Origin of the sequence: Paenibacillus mangrovi (assembly GCF_022898935.1) — a bacterium.
GTDB lineage: Bacteria > Bacillota > Bacilli > Paenibacillales > Paenibacillaceae > Paenibacillus_AQ > Paenibacillus_AQ mangrovi.
This window is the reverse complement of sequence record NZ_JALIRP010000008.1, coordinates 1-19357: the sequence shown is the minus strand read 5'-3', so window position 1 is coordinate 19357 and position 19357 is coordinate 1. Positions and strand designations below refer to the sequence as shown.

20 protein-coding genes, 1 rRNA gene and 1 other annotated feature are annotated in these 19357 nt (G+C 48.6%); all 21 genes read left to right on the top strand.

Annotated elements, in window-relative coordinates; translation table 11 throughout:
- Positions 1-795 carry a septum site-determining protein MinD gene (gene minD / locus MUG84_RS18885; RefSeq protein ID WP_244727664.1) on the top strand — a complete coding sequence of 265 codons (795 nt, stop codon included), beginning with the start codon at positions 1-3 and terminating at the stop codon, positions 793-795.
- A gap of 228 nt (positions 796-1023) precedes the next feature.
- Positions 1024-1539 (top strand): DUF2179 domain-containing protein, encoded by a 516-nt coding sequence (locus MUG84_RS18880; protein WP_244727661.1) that lies wholly within the window; start codon positions 1024-1026, stop codon positions 1537-1539.
- A 129-nt stretch (positions 1540-1668) separates the two neighbouring features.
- Positions 1669-2832 carry an ABC transporter ATP-binding protein gene (locus MUG84_RS18875; RefSeq protein WP_244727659.1) on the top strand — a complete coding sequence of 388 codons (1164 nt, stop codon included), beginning with the start codon at positions 1669-1671 and terminating at the stop codon, positions 2830-2832.
- A gap of 1 nt (position 2833) precedes the next feature.
- The gene (locus MUG84_RS18870) at positions 2834-3493 is read left to right on the top strand and encodes an ABC transporter permease (RefSeq protein WP_244727656.1); all 660 of its coding nucleotides are present in this window, start codon (positions 2834-2836) and stop codon (positions 3491-3493) included.
- A gap of 47 nt (positions 3494-3540) precedes the next feature.
- Positions 3541-4443: an osmoprotectant ABC transporter substrate-binding protein gene (locus tag MUG84_RS18865; RefSeq protein ID WP_425313243.1), complete on the top strand. Its 903-nt coding sequence runs from the start codon at positions 3541-3543 to the stop codon at positions 4441-4443.
- 12 nt (positions 4444-4455) lie between these two features.
- Complete coding sequence (locus MUG84_RS18860) at positions 4456-5157, top strand: ABC transporter permease (RefSeq protein ID WP_244727652.1); 702 nt, start codon at positions 4456-4458, stop codon at positions 5155-5157.
- Positions 5158-5329: 172 nt separating this feature from the next.
- Positions 5330-6166, top strand: a complete 837-nt coding sequence (locus MUG84_RS18855) for a M23 family metallopeptidase (protein WP_244727650.1) — start codon at positions 5330-5332, stop codon at positions 6164-6166.
- Entirely contained in the window at positions 6159-7019 is an 861-nt protein-coding gene (locus MUG84_RS18850; protein WP_244727648.1) for a M50 family metallopeptidase, read from the top strand. Before MUG84_RS18855 ends, MUG84_RS18850 begins: the two co-directional genes overlap by 8 nt.
- 130 nt (positions 7020-7149) lie before the next feature.
- On the top strand, positions 7150-8397 hold the full coding sequence (locus MUG84_RS18845) for an Rne/Rng family ribonuclease (RefSeq protein WP_244727646.1): 1248 nt from the start codon (positions 7150-7152) through the stop codon (positions 8395-8397).
- Positions 8398-8453: 56 nt separating this feature from the next.
- Positions 8454-8535: a sequence feature (ribosomal protein L21 leader region), on the top strand.
- Between the two features lie 13 nt (positions 8536-8548).
- Positions 8549-8860 carry a 50S ribosomal protein L21 gene (gene rplU, locus MUG84_RS18840; RefSeq protein WP_244727644.1) on the top strand — a complete coding sequence of 104 codons (312 nt, stop codon included), beginning with the start codon at positions 8549-8551 and terminating at the stop codon, positions 8858-8860.
- Between the two features lie 14 nt (positions 8861-8874).
- The gene (locus tag MUG84_RS18835) at positions 8875-9207 is read left to right on the top strand and encodes a ribosomal-processing cysteine protease Prp (RefSeq protein ID WP_244727641.1); all 333 of its coding nucleotides are present in this window, start codon (positions 8875-8877) and stop codon (positions 9205-9207) included.
- Positions 9208-9224: 17 nt separating this feature from the next.
- Positions 9225-9536 (top strand): 50S ribosomal protein L27, encoded by a 312-nt coding sequence (rpmA, locus tag MUG84_RS18830; protein WP_244727639.1) that lies wholly within the window; start codon positions 9225-9227, stop codon positions 9534-9536.
- 183 nt (positions 9537-9719) lie between these two features.
- Positions 9720-10457, top strand: a complete 738-nt coding sequence (locus MUG84_RS18825; RefSeq protein WP_244727637.1) for a Spo0B domain-containing protein — start codon at positions 9720-9722, stop codon at positions 10455-10457.
- A gap of 13 nt (positions 10458-10470) precedes the next feature.
- On the top strand, positions 10471-11784 hold the full coding sequence (gene obgE, locus MUG84_RS18820) for a GTPase ObgE (RefSeq protein ID WP_244727635.1): 1314 nt from the start codon (positions 10471-10473) through the stop codon (positions 11782-11784).
- Positions 11785-12073: 289 nt separating this feature from the next.
- On the top strand, positions 12074-12511 hold the full coding sequence (locus MUG84_RS18815) for an ACT domain-containing protein (RefSeq protein ID WP_244727632.1): 438 nt from the start codon (positions 12074-12076) through the stop codon (positions 12509-12511).
- Positions 12512-12553: 42 nt separating this feature from the next.
- Entirely contained in the window at positions 12554-13840 is a 1287-nt protein-coding gene (locus tag MUG84_RS18810; protein ID WP_244727630.1) for a homoserine dehydrogenase, read from the top strand.
- Between the two features lie 36 nt (positions 13841-13876).
- Positions 13877-14947 carry a threonine synthase gene (gene thrC / locus MUG84_RS18805; RefSeq protein ID WP_244727628.1) on the top strand — a complete coding sequence of 357 codons (1071 nt, stop codon included), beginning with the start codon at positions 13877-13879 and terminating at the stop codon, positions 14945-14947.
- Positions 14944-15912: a homoserine kinase gene (gene thrB, locus MUG84_RS18800; RefSeq protein ID WP_244727626.1), complete on the top strand. Its 969-nt coding sequence runs from the start codon at positions 14944-14946 to the stop codon at positions 15910-15912. The genes thrC and thrB overlap by 4 nt, the downstream gene beginning before the upstream one ends.
- Complete coding sequence (gene pheA / locus MUG84_RS18795; RefSeq protein WP_244727624.1) at positions 15909-16799, top strand: prephenate dehydratase; 891 nt, start codon at positions 15909-15911, stop codon at positions 16797-16799. Before thrB ends, pheA begins: the two co-directional genes overlap by 4 nt.
- A gap of 196 nt (positions 16800-16995) precedes the next feature.
- Positions 16996-18825, top strand: a complete 1830-nt coding sequence (locus tag MUG84_RS18790) for a LysM peptidoglycan-binding domain-containing protein (protein ID WP_244727622.1) — start codon at positions 16996-16998, stop codon at positions 18823-18825.
- Between the two features lie 412 nt (positions 18826-19237).
- Positions 19238-19357, top strand: a 16S ribosomal RNA gene (locus MUG84_RS18785); the annotation flags it as partial.

Genomic DNA, 19357 nt, shown 5'->3' with positions numbered 1-19357 from the left:
ATGGGAGAGGCTATTGTCATTACGTCCGGTAAAGGCGGTGTCGGGAAAACCACCACATCGGCGAATATCGGTACGGCGCTTGCGCTGCTGGGCAAAAAGGTCTGTTTGGTGGATACGGACATCGGCCTGCGCAATTTGGATGTGGTCATGGGTCTGGAAAACCGGATCATCTACGATTTATGTGATGTTGCGGAAGGACGCTGCCGTTTGAATCAGGCGCTTGTAAAAGACAAACGTTTCGATGAGCTGTATATGCTGCCGGCCGCCCAGACGAAGGATAAAAACGCCCTATCGCCAGAGCAGGTCAAAGACATTATACTTGAGCTGAAAAAAGAATATGAGTATGTCATTATCGACTGCCCGGCCGGGATCGAGCAAGGGTTCAAGAATGCGATTGCCGGAGCGGACAAGGCCATTGTCGTAACGACGCCGGAAAATGCGGCGGTACGCGACGCGGACCGGATTATTGGCCTTTTGGGAAGTTCCGAGATTGAATCTCCGAAGCTTGTAGTTAACCGCATCCGTCCAAATATGATGAAAACAGGAGATATGCTGGATATTGAAGATGTTCTCCAGGTGCTGAATATCGACTTGATCGGAATCGTACCTGATGACGAGTATGTCATCAAAGCCGCGAACAGCGGGGAACCGACAGTGATGAATCCCGAATCGCGCGCCGCAATCGCCTACCGCAATATTGCCCGCCGTATCTTAGGAGATACCGTGCCTTTGATGCATCTGGATCAGAAGAAGGGCATGTTCTCGAAATTTAAAAAGCTATTTGGCATAGGTTAATCCACAAGCCTGAAGCCGCTGCTCACGAGCAGCGGCTTTTTTAATTTCCGGGGCCCCCACAAAGTACCTGAATCAGCTTCGAAGCAAAGTCCCCACTTTGTGGGGTTATTTTTGTGCTTGAAATGTATAATTTGGCTTCGAATCAGGTTAAGTTACATCATAAGAAGGTTTGTCCGGCACAGTCCCGAAAAACGATTCAACTTAGGAAGCGACAAAGGAGGGACCGGAATGCTGGGAATACTCACATTCATTTTTATTATTCAAATTGTGTATGTTTCATTTTTTACCTTGCGTATGATTTTGACTCTTAAGGGCCAGAAATATTTGGCAGCGCTCCTCAGTATGTTTGAAATCACCATCTATGTGCTTGGTCTCAGCATCGTCCTGAAATATGTGAATCAACCGATCAGCTTGATTGTCTATGCCGTCGGTTATGGGCTCGGCGTTCTGGTCGGTTCATGGATTGAAGGCCGTATTGCGCTTGGATATATTACGATGAAGGTTATTCTGAATGATCCGCAAAGCGATATGGCCAATAAGCTGCGTGATAACGGATACGGGGTCACCTCATGGATCGGCAGCGGCCGGGATGGGCACCGTCTTGTGTTCGAGGTGTTGGCGAAGCGTAAAAACCAGAAGAAATTGTACGATATGATCATTGAACTTGACCCCAAGGCCTTTGTTGTTGTTACAGAGCCGATCCTGCTTCATGGAGGCTTCTGGACTCGGAGGACCAAGAAATAACCACTTCGAGTCATTCGATTACATGTTTCATTCCAACAATATCTTTTCTTCAGCAGTATTTTGGTTTCCCATGGATGATATGCCAAATGCTCCGCATAATATGAATAATGCTTGCAAAGGGGCGATTGAATGATAGTACTGGAGCATGTGAACAAGCTTTATGATAATGGCTTTCACGCTTTGAAAGACATTAATCTTGAATTCAAAAAAGGGGAAATTACCGTTCTGATCGGACCGAGCGGCTGCGGCAAGTCGACAACGATGAAGCTGATCAACGCGCTTAATACGCCTTCTTCGGGCAAGGTACTGATTGACGGTAAGGACATCTCGGGATTAAATCCGGTTGAACTGCGGCGCAACATCGGCTATGTCATTCAAAGCGTCGGCTTATTCCCTCATATGAATATCTCTAAGAACGTAGGTGTTGTTCCCCGTTTGAAAAAGTGGGACCAAGACAAAATAGAGCAAAAAGTCAATGAACTCTTGGATATGGTCGGATTGGACCACACCATTTACGGAAACCGCTATCCGTCAGAGCTCAGCGGCGGGCAGCAGCAGCGTGTCGGTGTCATACGTGCGCTTGCGGCTGATCCCGACATCATACTGATGGATGAACCGTTCTCCGCACTGGATCCTATCAGCCGTGAGTCGCTGCAGGATGAGCTGATCCGGCTTCAGCAGGATCTCCATAAAACGATTATTTTCGTCACGCATGACATGGATGAGGCAATAAAAATTGCGGACACCATCGTTTTGATGAAAGATGGCGTCGTCGTGCAAACGGGTAGACCGGATGCCATTCTACGCCATCCCGCTAATGAATTTGTCCGTAGCTTCATCGGTTCGAAACGTCTTCAGAACGAAAATGAAAGTACCTATGAAATCCCGCTTGTAGATGAAGTTATGATTACGAATCCGGTTACTACCTTCCCGAACAGAGGTCTGGCGGAGGCCATCAAAGTGATGGAGATGAAGCGGGTCGATTCGCTGCTGATTGTTGACCGTAACCGTCAGCTGCAGGGCGTGGTGTCTATTTACCGTGTACTTGACCAGTACGGTGAAGAAGGGAAAACTGTAGCAGACGTGATGCATCCGGTCCGTTATTCCGTTGCTTCCGGAAGCACGCTTCCGCAGGCAATCGAAATCATGGATAGCCACCAGCTCAGCAATCTCCCTGTCATAGATAGCAACAACCGGTTCCTCGGGCTCATTACAAGAGGCAGTGTGGTTAAGCATTTGGCCGAAGTATACCCAACGATTACCCATCCGCTGCGAAATGGAGAGGATGAGTGATATGAATGCATTCTGGAGCTTCATCACGGAGCGTTATCCAGATATTTTGAAGGCTTTGCAGGAGCATCTGGTTATGTCGTTTTCCGCAGTCATCCTAGGTACAATTATTGCTGTACCTATCGGCATTCTTCTGGTATACAACCGGGTGGGCTGGGTTAACAACATTGTTTTTTTCATTGCCAACCTGTTTCAAACGATTCCCAGTCTGGCGCTTTTGGCGATCCTAATTCCGCTGCTTGGTATTGGGATGAAGCCGGCGATTCTCGCGCTGCTGCTTTATTCCCTGATGCCGATTTTGCGGAATACCTATGACGGTTTTCAATCCGTTGACAAAGGCGTTCTCAATTCCGCCAAGGGCATGGGTTACAGCAACGCGCAAACGATTTTGAGAATTCAGCTTCCCTTATCTCTTCCTTACATCATGTCCGGTATCCGGATTACGACGGTCTATATTATCAGCTGGGCCACACTGGCTTCCTTGATTGGTGCCGGTGGTCTGGGCCAGTTAATCGTATCTGGACTTGGCGTCAATAAGCCGGAAATGATATTCGTCGGCGGCATCGGTGCCATTCTTCTGGCGCTTGCGGCTGACGGACTGCTTGGTCTCCTTGAAGGCTGGCTTAGCAGACACTATCATCAGGCCCGGGATGCTGCGATATGAGCCGCATGAGCCGAAACAACCGGGGCAGACTGAACAAGGGAGGCGTGATGAAACTGAATCAGCTCAAAAGGATATCGATGCTCTTCTTAATAAGCATTTTTGCCGGTCTTCTATCCTCCTGCGGTCTTCAAGCCCAGGTGACCATCGGGGCCCAGACATTTACCGAGACGAAAATATTAGCGGAAATGTATAAGGCTTTGATTGAAGATCGAACGAATTTAAGTGTAAATATTATTCCCGATCTGGCGTCGAGTCCTTTAGTGCTAAATGCGATAATAAGGAACGATGTTCAGATGGGAACCCTGTATTCCGGCGAAATTTTTAACAATCATTTTCCGATCAGCGGGTCGAAAGACCGTAAGGAGGTTTTAAAAGAGGCTCAGGAAGGTTTTCAGAAATACTACCAGCTGACATGGATGAATCCCCTCGGGTTTGAAAATACTTATGCATTTACGGTTCGGAAAGATCTTGCCGAGTCCAAAGGCTACACCAAAATTTCTGATGTTAAAAAAGATATGGCCAATATGAAGCTGGGTGTGGATACGACCTGGCTGGAAAGAAGCACGGACGGATATCCAGCCTTCTCCAAGGCTTACGGCATCAAGTTCGGCCAGGTATTTCCAATGGAAATCAGTCTGGTGTACAGTGCGGTTGCGAACAAGCAGGTGGATATCGTGCTGGCTTATTCAACGGATTCCCGGCTGAAGGCCTATAATCTGCAGACGCTGAAGGATGACAAGCATTTCTTCCCTCCTTATGATGCTAGCCCGGTAGTGCGTACCGATCTTCTGAAAAAGTATCCCGAAGTTCAGGATGCCATAGCGCCTTTGATCGGCCGTATGGATGTGGATACGATGATTTCTCTTAATTATCAAGTGGATATCGAGAAGAAAAGCGAGCGGGAGGTTGCGATCGCATACTTGAAACAGCAGGGCCTCTTAAAAAGCTAAAGGAGGGTAAGCATGGAGAACAATCATTTAACGTTTTCGGACTTTCTGTCCTATGTTTCCCGTAACAGCGGCATGCTGTGGGAATATTTCGTCCAGCATATTACGATGGTAGTGATCGGTCTTGGGCTAGCCGTCGTTGTTGGAGTGCCGCTTGGTATCCTGTGCTCCAAAAATAAATGGGCCGCTAAGGTGATTTTGTTCATTACGAACATTCTTCAGGTAGTTCCGAGCTTGGCCATGCTGGTCGTGCTGATGTTATGGCTGGGACTGGGTATGAAAACGGTCATGGTCGGACTCTTCCTGTATTCGCTGAATCCTATTACACGCAACACATATGTAGGGTTAAAGCAGGTGGATCCAAGCTATCTCGAATCCGGAAAAGGAATCGGCATGAGCCCCCTCCAGCTGCTCGTCAAAGTGCGGTTCCCGCTTTCCCTGACATACATCATGTCGGGTCTGCGTATTGCCGCTGTGATAGCCATTGGCGTCGTCACGATCGCTCCGCTTGTTGGCGGTGGCGGCCTCGGACGGGAGATATATGCGGGCCTGAATACCAACAACCCCTTGCGGATCTTCGCCGGCGCCATTCCAGCTGCCATGCTGGCCATCGTGGCGGATATTGTGCTGGGGATACTGCAGCGAAAGTTGGATCTGTCGAAACGCAAGTCCTCGGCCGCAGCGCAAGCGCCAGCTAAAATTCAAAATATCGGCTAAGCCTTTTATGGCGCTACATTCTGGATTATAAGGACTCCTTCTTAGGAAGGGGTTCCTTTTTTTGTTGTTCCAGATCGTTTCCCATCCGGCTGCTTCAAAGCCTAGCTTGTTCTAAAACAGGGACATCCCTTCATAAAATAGTGTAAAACAAGCCTCGAAAGGGGATCACACAATGGATACGAAAACCTCCATCAAGCAGCGTAGGGAAGAGAGAATTAGGGATCTTTTGCTCCGTGAGGACATCACCCAGCCGATACCGAAGCCCGTTCAGGAATCACCCAAGCTCTGGAACGATGGGAAATTGCCTGATTCGTATATGCCGGAGCCGGATCCGGAGAAAATGTGGAAAAAAGAGCAAGCTAAGGGCCGCGGCCCGTTTCATTCGAATACCCGCTTTATTTCAGGCTTTATGTGGCGGTTGTTTTTCAGCGTGATTATTTTTGCTCTAGTCTGGGGGATATTCAAATTTCCCCAGCCCTGGAGCATTAGGATGCAGGATTATGTGATGCAGTCGCTGAACCGGGAGATGGATTTTCAGGAGGTAGAGGTTTGGTACGAGTCCCATTTTGGCAAAGCACCGGTGTTTATCCCGATTTTCAAGCAAAACCAGACGTCTCCCATGAAAGTAAATGCCTCCAGATCCTTATATCCGCCCATCGAAGGGGAAATCGTTCAGGCTTTTGCCGTCAGCTTGAAAGGCATCGAAATTGCCCCGCGCAAGATTTCAAATGTCCCGGTTGAGGTAAAAAGTGTAGAAACAGGACGTGTCATCGATGTTTCAGGTAATAGCGAGACCGGTATAACCGTGACTATTCAGCATACAGGGAAGCTTGTGGCTTCTTACGGCCATTTGGCCGATACGCGTCTGCAAAAAAATGATTGGGTTGAAGGCGGGGATGCGGTCGGTCACCTGCAGGCAGCGGCGAAGGGAGAGACGCCAAGCCTGTCCTTTTCTATGAAAGTGAACGGGAATTACGTAGACCCGGCGGACGTGATCCCGATTGATTAACATCCGGGGTATCAAGCTGTCGCTGCATCCCTTTTTTGTTATCCTCATGCTGTTTTCGGTCATTACGGGGCATTTTTTAGAGTTGATCGTATTATTTTCGATTGTATTTATTCATGAGCTTGGACATCTGTCAGCTGCGCTGCTATGTGGTGTGCGGATCCGCTCGATACAGATGCTTCCGTTTGGCGGCGTCGTTGAAATGGAGGATCATGGGCAGCTGACCGCGTGGAAAGAAATCGGCATCGCTTTGGCCGGCCCACTTCAAAATGTGCTAATGATCGGTGCCGCACTGCTTATACGTGAGATGAATCCGGAGAACGGAGACTTCTTGAATTATGTAATGTTTGGAAATATAATGATCGCGTCATTCAACATGCTTCCAATTCTTCCACTTGATGGGGGCAAGATTCTTCAGGCTGTGGCCAGCTTATTTTTTCCCTATCATGATACCTTGCTATGGTCTTCGCGAATCAGCGTTGTAGCTAGTAGCGGCGTGGTTTTTTTCTCAATTTTGCCCCTCCTTCAGGGGGAAGGAGGGATACAGCTGAACCTGCTGCTTATCGGTATCTTTCTACTATACTCTAACTGGATTGACTACCGCCATGTACCTTACCGTTTTACCAGATTTCTCATGAACAGGGAAAAAAGATATAGGGACGCGACACAGGCCGGTGTTCTTGCGCATCCGATCATTGCCGATCAGGCGAAACATTTGGACAGTATTTTGCGTCTATTTAGAAGAGAGAAATATCATGTCATTTATGTAATGAACAAGCAAGGCAATCTTATTGCTATGCTTCCGGAGCAGCGCCTAATTTCGGCTTATTTCGCTGCCGATCGCTCGCTATTGTAAGAGGGGGGGCAGCGAAGCTCCTCATATAAAGATAAATGAAATGAGATCAATCATGAATACAAGCTATAAGCTAAAAAAGGGGATTTCATGGTAAAATGGAATGGGAATGTCTTCTAACAGGGGTGAAGCCATGAAACAAATGATTGTTCATTGTGAACCGAAGCAGACACAGATGGCCCTCTTGGAGGAAGGCAAGCTGGTGGAGTTTGCTGTTGAACGCAGCCATAATCATAGTCTGGTGGGGAGCTTTTATAAAGGACGCGTCGTCAATGTTCTCCCGGGAATGCAGGCGGCTTTTGTGGATATTGGTTATAAAAAGAACGCTTTTTTGTACGTAGACGATGTGCTTCATCCGCATCTGGACAAGCAGCCAAAAGAGAAACCGCTCATTGAGGACTTGCTCCGCGTAGGGCAGGAAATGATTGTGCAGGTGATGAAGGAGCCGCTTGGAAGCAAGGGCCCCCGTGTGACCACGCATTACTCACTGCCCGGACGCTGGGTTGTGTTTATGCCTAATGCCGATTATGTGGCGGTATCCAAAAAGGTCAGCAAAGAGCATGAACGCAGCCGCCTGAAGATGCTAGGTGAAGAAATCCGTCGTGAAGGCGAAGGTATCATAATGAGAACTGTTTCCGAGGAAGAGCATCCGGAAGCGATTGCGGGCGATCTGGCCCTCCTCCGCGATCAGTGGCGCTTGATTCAGAAGCGTGCCGATGCCAATAGTGCAACGCCTTCCCTTTTGCATCAGGATCTAAGCATCGTGCAGCGGTTTATCCGTGATGTGTTTGACCCGCAGCAGGATGAACTGCAGATTGACAGCGCCAAAGAGGTCAGGGAAGCGGAGATTTTCCTAGAGGAAATTGCGCACGGAAGCCACCTTCCGGTCAAAGTGTATCAGGGGCAGGAGCATATTTTCAAAAGCTTCGGCATTCAGGAGCAGATGGAGCGGGATTTTTCGCGTAAGGTCATTCTGGAGAGCGGAGGCTCGATCGTATGGGACCAAACGGAAGCACTGACGGTCGTCGACGTGAATACAGGCAAGTATACCGGCGGCGAGAGCCTGGAGGATACAGTTACGCGCACCAATCTACTAGCGGCCGAAGAGATTGCCCGGCTTATCAGACTCCGCGATGTTGGCGGCATTATTATTGTTGACTTCATAGATATGGAGCTGGATCAGCACCGCCAGCAAGTGGTGGACAGGCTGGAGGCTGGCATGAGCAAGGACCGCACAAAAAGCCATGTGGTCGGGTGGACCAAACTGGGATTGCTCGAATTGACGCGTAAAAAGGTACGGGACGATAAGGCCATGCTGTTTACGAAGCCGTGTGATGCTTGTGAAGGCACGGGCACAATAAACCTACTGGGAATTCATTGACTAGGGGTTCAGGTTATGTTAATATCTATGAGTATGTGTCCGGTATTTATGCTTGTCACATGCTGTAACCGCTCCGGTCGGGTTCAAAAGCGCATGCTTTAGGGCTGCCACCTGGATCAGGCGAGTCTGAGACATGAGGAGGTGCAAGCAAATGTACGCAATTATCGAAACTGGCGGTAAACAATACAAAGTTCAAGAGGGCGACGTATTGTACATCGAAAAATTGAATGCGGGCGACGGCGAAAGCGTGACTTTCGATCGTGTATTGGCCGTATCCAAAGATAACGGTTTGGTAGCAGGTACGCCAGTCGTTTCCGGCGCATCCGTAACCGCAAAAGTGGAGAGACATGGCAAAGGTGCTAAGGTTGTTGTATACAAATACAAACCTAAGAAGAACTACCACAAGAAACAAGGCCATCGTCAACCTTTCACTAAAGTAACCATCGAAAAAATCCAAGCGTAAGAAGGTGCGCGGATTTGATTAAAGTGCGCATACTACGTCAAAAGGATGGCAGCATCCATGGGTTTGAAGTGAAGGGACATGCGAACTATGCGAAACATGGCGAAGACATTGTGTGTGCCGGCGTATCGACGGTCACGGTCGGAACTGTGAATTCCTTGGAAGCATTAACCGGAACGATTATGGAGAGCAGAATGAATGACGGCTTTTTGAGTGCCTATCTTCCTGGTGACGGGAATGAAGATGCCGGAGGCCAAACGCAGCTGCTGCTCGAGTCCATGGTGATCATGCTGAATTCGATTGCAGAATCATACGGGAAGTATATTCAAATAAAAGAAGTTATTACTTAAAGAAGGAGGTAGACAACATGTTAAAGTTGAATCTTCAATTGTTCGCATCGAAAAAGGGTGTTGGTTCCACAAAGAACGGACGCGACAGCCAAGCGAAACGCCTCGGCGTTAAGCGTGCTGACGGACAAACCGTTACTGGCGGAAGCATCTTGGTTCGTCAACGCGGAACTAAAATTCATCCAGGAACGAACGTGGGCATCGGCAAAGACGATACTTTGTTTGCAAAAGTGGACGGCGTTGTGAAATTCGAGCGTTGGGGCCGCGACCGTAAAAAAGTGAGCGTCTACCCTGTTGAAGTCGCTCCGGTAGCGGCAGCAGTGGAAGCTTAAGTTATTTTCACGTAACGGGTTGGATTAACAAGAAGAGCCTTCGGCAGTGCTTGCCGGAGGCTTTTTTTAAATATCAGGGGTCTAGGTATTTTCTTGCAGCTGATGGATGATCTATCAACGATTGCTGTGTTATACTGGTAATTGATGTAAGAATGATCGGTGATCAGGAACGGGGAGAGGCTATTGAAATCCTGGAAGACCCTATTGGCAATAATCGCTTTAACTGTAGTAATACCTTTATATTTCGTGATACTGGACAAGTCTCTCATTTGGGGCATTGTGCTTGTGCTTTGGGTGGCGGCTGTATTGGCTGGAGGTTTTGTCGTCATTACGCGTCGCTGGGAGAAGCAGGAGCAGGCATTGCTGCGGAGCTTTGAGGAGACGGCCATTCGAACGCTGAATCATCATCGTCATGACTGGATGAACGACCTACAAATATTGTATGGTTATATTCAGCTCGGAAAAATTGATAAAGCCGTTCAATGTGTGGACAGAATAAAAGAGCGGATGAATCAGGAAAGCAAAATTTCAAAGCTTGGCATTCCGTCACTTGTTTTCTATCTGCAGTCGTTCCGGACGTCAAACAGCAATCTGGAGCTTGAAATTGCGGTAGACCAACATATGCAGCTGGAAAAGCTGAGTCCGCAGGACGGTGCCGAATTGGCTGCGGTCATCATGCAGACGATCCGTGCTTATCAATACAGTGGGAAAATTTCTTGGGGGGATACCCGTAAACTGCTCCTCAGTCTGAGGCAGGATGGACAGGAAATTATCGTAAGCTTTGAGGAGGATGGCTCCATTGGAAGCTCTGAGCTTCTCAAGGAGCAAATTTATAATGTGGTACAAGGCAAACGAATGAAAGCGGAGCAGATTCATCCCTCCCATGCTTCGTTTGAATTACGTGTGCCGTGTGAGTTATGAGGAAGGTGAAGTCATGTTTGTAGATAAAGCGAAAATTTACGTCAAAGGCGGCGACGGCGGTGACGGTCTCATCGCGTTCCGCAGGGAGAAGTATGTTCCTGAAGGTGGACCTGCCGGCGGCGATGGTGGAAAAGGCGGAGATGTTATTTTCCGCGTTGATGAAGGCCTGCGTACGCTGATGGATTTCCGTTACCAGCGGCATTTTAAGGCAGACCGCGGGATTAAGGGACGGAACAAGAGCCAGCATGGCGCCAATGCTGAGAATATGATCGTACGGATTCCGCCAGGGACCGTGTTGATTGATGATGATACTGGCGAAGTTCTGGCGGATATGGTCCGTCATGGCCAACAGGTTGTCGTGGCCCGAGGCGGGCGCGGCGGACGCGGTAACATCCGGTTTGCTACTCCGAATAATCCGGCTCCAGAGCTTGCCGAGAACGGTGAAGAAGGAGAAGAGCGCTACATTGTCATGGAGCTGAAGGTCATGGCCGATGTTGGGCTTGTTGGTTTCCCGAGTGTCGGCAAATCAACCCTGCTGTCTGTGGTCTCCGCTGCCCAACCGAAGATCGGCGCTTACCATTTTACAACGATCACACCGAATCTCGGGATGGTCGAAGTGGGAGACGGCCGGAGCTTTGTGATGGCCGATTTGCCTGGACTGATCGAAGGGGCTCACGAGGGTGTAGGTTTGGGTCATGAATTCCTGCGTCATGTGGAGCGTACGCGGATTATCATCCATGTCGTGGATATGGCAGGTTCCGAAGGCCGCGATCCGTTTGAGGATTGGGTGAAAATCAACGAGGAGCTCAAACTGTACAACGCCGGTCTCGCCGAGCGTCCACAGATTGTGGCTGCGAATAAGATGGATATGCCCGAAGCGGAAGAGAACCTGGCCATGTTCCGTAAGCAGGTTCAGAAGCTGAGACCGGATATCGAAATCATGCCGATCTCTTCCCTTACACGCCAAGGTGTTCAGGAGCTTCTCTACCGGGCGGCAGATGTTCTCGACTCGATTCCGCAGGAGGTTCACGTCGAGGAAGTGGTTGAGACGACAGAACGCAAAGTGTACAAGCTGGATAAGAAGGACGAGGACAACTCCTTTACCATTACGCGGGATAATGAAGCCTACGTCGTGCACAGCGTGAAGATCGAGCGAATGCTGAAGAGACTGCAGATGAATTCGCATGAGGCGATTATGAAGCTTGCGCGTACGATGCGCCACATGGGCATTGACGATGAGCTTCGCAAACGGGGAGCGGTTGAAGGAACAATCGTCCGCATTGCAGATTTCGAATTCGAGTTCGTGGAAAGCAGCAGCTTGTTTTAAAATATGAAGCCGTTTAAGGGGTGTTTGGTTCCCTGGACGGCTTTTTTTAAGATATCAGAAAGTATATACTTCAAGAAATACATCCTGATATCGCAAGAAAAACTTCCGCTAAACGCGGTCTGTCTTCTATGCAAGTACTTCGATAGACGTTTTTCTTTAGATTTTACATATCGTAAGCGCTTGCTTTTCATTTATGAGCATAAAAAGGCGTAAATCTATTGACCCAACAGGCACATTTCTTTATAATGTCCACTATATAAATACATCAGTCTTTGAGGAGAGGACGTTCGTGAAAGAACGCTATTATTTGGTCCGTGAGGATATTTTACCAGAAGCCGTGGTGAAAACCATGCAGGTAAAGCAGCTGCTTGCGGCCGGTGACGCGAAGACGGTGCATGAAGCTGTGGAGCAGGTTGGGATGAGCCGCAGCGCATTTTACAAATACAAGGACGGCATTCATCTGATCAACCAGCTGGAACGAGAGCGTATCGTTACGATCTCCATCGACATGGAGCACCGCTCCGGCATGCTGTCCAAAGTGTTAAGCCTGGTTGCCGGTTTTGGCGGGAACGTGCTTACGATACACCAGAGTATACCGCTGCAGGGAATTGCGAATGTCGTGATATCCGTTGAGGTATCCAGAATAACCGATGAGCTGGGAGATATGCTGGAAAGCTTGCGGGATTGTGCCGGCGTCAAACGTGCCAATCTTATTGGTCAAGGCTAGTCATAACAAGAGAATGTAAGATACGAAACAGGAGGTTGGGGAATGAAACCGGTAAAAGTAGGGTTGTTGGGGCTTGGCACCGTGGGTACGGGCGTCGTAAGAATTGTAGAAGGACATCAGGAGGATTTGAGCAGCCAGGTTGGTTCTCCCATCATCATTGAGAAAATCGCCGTGAAAAACAGCGACAAAACCCGCAGCATCAACGTGGACAAGGACAAGCTGACGGAAGATCCGTGGGAAGTGATCTGTGATCCAGAAATCGACGTGATCGTTGAGGTCATGGGCGGCATCGATCACACGAAGGAATACATTCTGGAAGCTTTGGAGCGCGGCAAGCATATCGTCACTGCCAACAAGGATTTAATGGCTCTGCATGGATCGGAAATTCTGGCCAAGGCTCAGGAAAAACAGTGCGATGTTTTCTATGAAGCTAGTGTTGCCGGTGGCATTCCTATTATTCGAACCTTGATCGAGGGATTCTCGTCAGACCGCATACTGAAAATTATGGGGATTGTGAACGGGACGACCAATTTTATTTTAACGAAAATGAGCCAGGAAGGCGCATCCTATGAGGCTGTGCTTGAAGAGGCCCAAAGACTTGGTTACGCGGAAGCGGATCCGACCTCTGATGTGGAAGGACTGGATGCTGCACGTAAAATGGCGATTCTCGGCACGCTTGGTTTCCGCACCAATGTGGAACTGAAGGATGTCAGCGTACGAGGCATTTCTCAAGTGTCCAAGGAAGACATCATGTACGCAAAGAACTTGGGATATGAAATGAAGCTGCTCGGCATAGCCGAACGCGAAGATGATCATGTCAGCATCGGCGTTCAGCCGACCATGGTGCGCAAAGGGCATCCAATTGCCTCTGTGAATGGCGTATTTAACGCCGTATATGTATATGGCGAAGCTGTTGGCGAGACGATGTTCTATGGTGCAGGTGCAGGCGAAATGCCTACGGCTACATCCGTTGTGGCGGATTTGGTTGCGGTCATCAAAAATCTGAAGCTGGGCGTCAACGGTCTAAAGGCCATCGTTCCTTATAAGGCGAAGAAGCTGAAGAGCGACGATCAAATTTCCTTTAAAAATTTCATTCTGCTGCATGTGGATGATAAGGCAGGCGTGCTTGCCCGGATCACCCAAGTGTTCGCGGAGTTTGACGTTAGCCTCGAATCGGTCGTGCAGCACCCGAATGAACTGAATCCAGAAGCGGAGATCATTATCGTGACGCATAATGCCACCAAAGCAAGCATGGACAAAGTGCTGCAGCATTTTGAGGGGCTTGAGGTCATCCGGAAAATCAAGAGCGTATACCGCGTGGAGGGATAAACCCTCCCTATATATAAGTGAAAAGGAGCCATACCCATGTCATACCAAGGACTAATTCAAACTTACAAATCGTACCTACCAGTGAATGAAAAGACGCCTTTGCTCACACTCAAGGAAGGGAACACTCCGCTCATCCGTGCGGAGAATCTTTCGGAGGAATTGGGACTTGATCTGTATTTCAAATATGAAGGGCTGAATCCTACGGGTTCCTTTAAGGACCGTGGCATGGTTATGGCCGTTGCCAAGGCAATTGAAGAGGGCAGCCGTACGATTATGTGTGCTTCCACCGGAAATACCTCTGCAGCTGCAGCGGCATACGCCGCTAGAGCCGGGCTGAACTGCATCGTACTTATTCCAAACAATAATATTGCGCTCGGCAAACTGGCTCAGGCGATGATCTATGGAGCGAAGGTTATTGCCATTGAAGGAAACTTTGACCGTGCTCTGGAAATTGTTCGCGAAATTACTGCGAAGCACCCGATTACGCTTGTGAACTCGGTTAACCCTTACCGTATTGAAGGGCAAAAGACCGCGGCGTTTGAAGTTGTCGATCAGCTGGGAAAAGCACCGGACGTACTGGCTATTCCTGTCGGGAATGCCGGCAATATCTCGGCTTATTGGAAAGGCTTTAAGGAATATCATGAAGCGGGTAAAGCTTCTTCTCTGCCGAAAATGGTAGGTTTTGAGGCCGAAGGCGCCATGGCGATTGTCAAAGGTGAGCCTATTCTGGAGCCTGAAACCATTGCTACAGCGATCCGGATCGGCAACCCGGCAAGCTGGAAAACAGCGGTTGCTGCTGCCGAGGAATCGGGCGGACAGATCAATTATGTAACGGATGATGAGATTCTGACTGCATACCGTATGATTGCTTCCCGTGAGGGCGTTTTTGCTGAGCCAGCATCCGCCGCTTCCGTAGCGGGTGTACTGAAGCTGAAGCGTGAAGGTTATTTCAAAGGCGGAGAATCAGTGGTATGCGTTCTGACAGGAAATGGATTGAAGGACCCGAATGTCGCTTTAAAAACGGTCAATGCTGATCCTCTCATCGTTCCGGATACAGAAGCAGCCGTGATGGAGGCCATCGGTAAGTTGGAAGAGGCAGGAGTATGATGCAACCGGAAGGCGTATTGGTACGGATTCCTGCGAGCACGGCGAATCTAGGTCCTGGGTTTGACACGCTGGGGATGGCCTTGTCGCTGTACTCCTGGATCGGGATGAAGGAAGCCCGGCAAACGGTCATCCGCCTTTACGGCAGTGAAATGGAAGGGATCCCTACGGATAAAAGCAACCTGGTGTACAAGATAGCCCAAATGGTTTTCTGTGAAGCGGGTGTCCAGGTGCCTGAGCTTGAGATATCCATGTACTCCGACATTCCACTGACGCGGGGCCTTGGCAGCAGCGCTTCCGCGATCGTCGGAGCATTGTTTGCGGCCAATGCCTTAATCGGTTCACCGCTTACGGAGGCGAAGCTTTTTGATATGGCGACAGCCATTGAAGATCATCCGGATAATGTCGGAGCGTCTTTATTCGGAGGTCTCGTTACAGCGGTGTGGGATGGCTTACATGCCGACTATATCCGCATGGAACCGCATGAAGATCTGGAAGTGCTGGTCGTCATTCCCGAATTCCAGCTGTCGACCTCTGAGGCGAGAAAGGTACTGCCTGTACAAATCAGCCGTAAAGACGCGGTGTACAATATCAGCAGATCTTCTTTGCTGGTTGCCGCTCTGGCCCAGGGTAGACTGGATCTGATCAGCAGGGCGATGTCTGACCGTTTACATCAGCCTTACCGGGCCAAGCTCGTTCCTGGAATGGCGGAAATTTTGGAGAAGGCTGTTCAGCATGGAGCTTTGGGCATTGCGCTCAGCGGTGCGGGGCCAACGCTTCTTGCGCTGGTTGACCGCCACTCCGACCGGAAAAAGGAACTGGAGGCTTATCTTCTGAATACGATGAAAGCCGAGGGCATTCGCGCATCTGCATGCTGGCTGAACCCGTCGTCTGAAGGGGCTCAGCTGCTCGGCAGCATGTCGTCTGGCTCATTCTTGGAACTCATAAAAGGGGAAGTAAAAGCATGAAACGAATTGCATTATTGCCTGAAGGGTCGGTGTCGCACGAGGCTGTTGTACAATTGCTCGGAGATGAACCGGTAGAGCTGGTGTACCACAAGCTGATCTCTGACGTGTTTTTGTCAACGGTACACGGAAAAACGGATTACAGTGTCATTCCAATTGAGAATACCATTGAAGGCTCCGTGAGTCTTCACATGGATTGGCTCGTTAACGAAGTGGATATTCCGATGCAGATTGAATGGGTCTATCCTTCCATTCAACATTTGATCGGAGACCGAGAGGAGTTTATTGCTGAATCCGGCGGCGTGGATTTCACCCGGATTCAGAAAATACTATCCCACCCGGTTGCTATGGCTCAGTGCCAGCAGTTTATCCGCAAGTATGCTCCGGAAGCGGAGCTTGTGAATGCTGGAAGTACCACGGAAGCGGTAGGGATTGTAAAGAATAGCCCGGGGGAAGGACTCGCGGCCATCGGTACTACGCTTGGTGCGGCCACGCATAAGCTGGATGTGCTGGCGGAGCGGGTAACGGATCATGACAACAATTACACCCGGTTTATTTTGATCGGGAAGGAAGCCTTGTCCAAAGTACCAAAGCCTGTTAAGCAGATGAAAACGAGTATTCTCGTTACGCTCCCGGAGGATTTTGCAGGAGCGCTGCATCAGGTGCTCTCGGCTTTTGCATGGAGACGATTGAACCTCTCCCGCATCGAATCACGTCCGACGAAGAAAAAGCTGGGCAGCTATTATTTCTATATTGATGTGCTGGAATCGGCAGAATCTGTACTTCTGACCGCGGCGATTGAAGAAATCGAGGCACTTGGCTGCCAGGTGCGCATTTTGGGATCCTACCCGAGCTATACTTATCAGGAATTAATTTCGGAGGTGCTGTAGTTCGGATATAAAGTGTGGGAATCGTAAGAAATTCGCCCGGTTCACGCGTTCAGGTTCCCAAGAAATCCTTTCATGACAAGCTCATGAAAGGATTTTTTTGTCATAAGGGATGTCATCCGCCTATCCTGTGCATAAGATGTAGTAACGAAGGCGGACGATTTATGCGCCTATAAGAAGTTTAGGAGGTATTTGCCGCGTGAAGATACACATCGTAAAAAGTGGCGACACTTTATATGAGCTTTCCCAAAAGTATAATATTCCTCTGCAAAAAATCATCGACGCTAATCCGCAAATTTCCGACCACAACCAACTGCAGATCGGACAAAAGGTGAAAATTCCCGCTGACCCGGTACAAGTGCCAAGCCAAGATCAAATTATCCATAAGCATGTCGTCAAGCAGGGGGATAGTCTCTGGAAGCTGTCGAAAGCATGGGGCGTTTCTTTGAAAGAGATGATCGATGCCAATCCACAGCTTAAAAATCCGAATGCGCTGCTGGTTGGAGAAGTTGTCAACATTCCCAAAACTAAACCCAATCCGAATCCGAACACCAATGACTATACCAACGTCAATCCTAATGCCAATGAGAATGTACATCATGACAAAGTACTTCCTGGAGGGAAGGCTTACACCGGTCCGAAAGAAGAAATGACCGCTCCGATCAATGTACAGCCTCAACAGCTTGAAATCCCTAACCTTCCAATTCCTAATGTAATGCCCAATGTGCTGCCGAGCGTCCCTAATATTATGCCCGAAATGACGGTGCCGAATGTAAAGCCTAACGTTCCGAATGTTATGCCTGAAATGATGATGCCGAATGTAAAGCCTAACGTTCCGAATGTTATGCCTGAAATGATAATGCCGAATGTTATGCCCAACGTTCCGAATGTTATGCCTGAAATGATAATGCCAAACGTCATGCCAAACGTCATGCCAAACGTCATGCCAAACGTCATGCCAAACGTCATGCCAAACGTCATGCCTGAGATGGTCAAACCCAATATCATGCCAAACATTATGCCTATCTCAGAAAATAAGCCGAATAAGCCTATGGCCATCATGCCTATAGCTGAGGAGCCTTGTGGCTGCGATGACAACTATTTTATCGGGGAAGCGTATCATCCTTTTATGCAGTATCCAACTCCTGTGCAGGAGGTAGGTTCTTTCTATAATATGCCATGTGATGATCATGTTCAGGCTATGTATACTTACGGAAATATGCCATATCCAGGGAAAACATCTCATTATCCAGGTATCGTAGAAAGTGCTGAAGATGTAGACTATATGCCTAATCCGTCTTGGGTAAGTCCTTACGCTCATGTACCTGGGGGAGGACCCTGGGGAGGGCACCATTGGGAGAACCACCAGTCACCAATCGCATATGAACCCAATATGCAATCGCCGGTAAGCAATCAGCCTAATCAGCCGTACCAACAGGCCAATGTTTCTCCGATGTATTATGAGCCTGTTCAAACGCATCATCTTCCTTATAACCCTTGCGGCTGTTCAGATGTATCTCCTGTCTACCATGCGCAGGAACCGGCTTATGTCGAACCGATGTATCATCATCCAGGAGGATATCCGCAGTTCATGGATCCGGCTTGGTGTTATCCACATCCAGTTCCAATGGCAGGACCTTATGCAGCGGTACCGAACTCACAGCTGGGCGCGTACAGCCATAACCCTAATATGCCTTTTCATGATCCAAGTATGCCATATCCGGGCTGGGGAGGCATGGGGTATCCGGTGTGGGACCGAACTCAACCATACGAATATCCTCCTCAACCAGCTCAACAACCTGGTAACAACTGGGATTATGCTAACGTAAACTCTGTGGCTCAAACTCAAAGTACGTCTATTGAAACAACAGAAACGGTTGAAGAGCCTCAAGCAGAGGATGTTAATAAAGTAAAAACATTAAGCAGTACCAAAAATAACTCCAAAGCTTCAAGTGAAAAAGCAGTTCCTAAAAAGTCAAAGAAACATGATGTTTCTTCAAAACGCAAGAATCCTTGGATTAAAGGATAGGTTGAGAATATGGGTAGGTAAGGAGCAGGCATACCATGTATGTCTGCTCCTTTTGTAGTCCTTCCCGAATTTTTTTGTAAAATATGCTTGTCAAAACACTTTTCCTTGTGGTATATTATTATTCCGGCCAAGAAATCTACTAAATGCCGGATGAAATTGAGAGAAAAAAAGATTTTAAAAAAAGCTTGCATCTCTCAAAAGAACATGATATTATATAAGAGTTGCTGCTGAGCTAAACGAGCGGCAACGAAAACGAAAGAATTTGATCTTTGAAAACTGAACAACGAGTGAGATACAGGCTTTGCTTGCAAAGCCGACAGCGAAGTGAATTGGTTCAAGCCTTCTGGCTGAATGATTCACAGAGCTAAAAATGAGATTTAAATCTCGTCAGATTCAAAATGAGCTACAAACTTTCTTGGAGAGTTTGATCCTGGCTCAGGACGAACGCTGGCGGCGTGCCTAATACATGCAAGTCGAGCGGACTTGATGAGGAGCTTGCTCCTCTGATGGTTAGCGGCGGACGGGTGAGTAA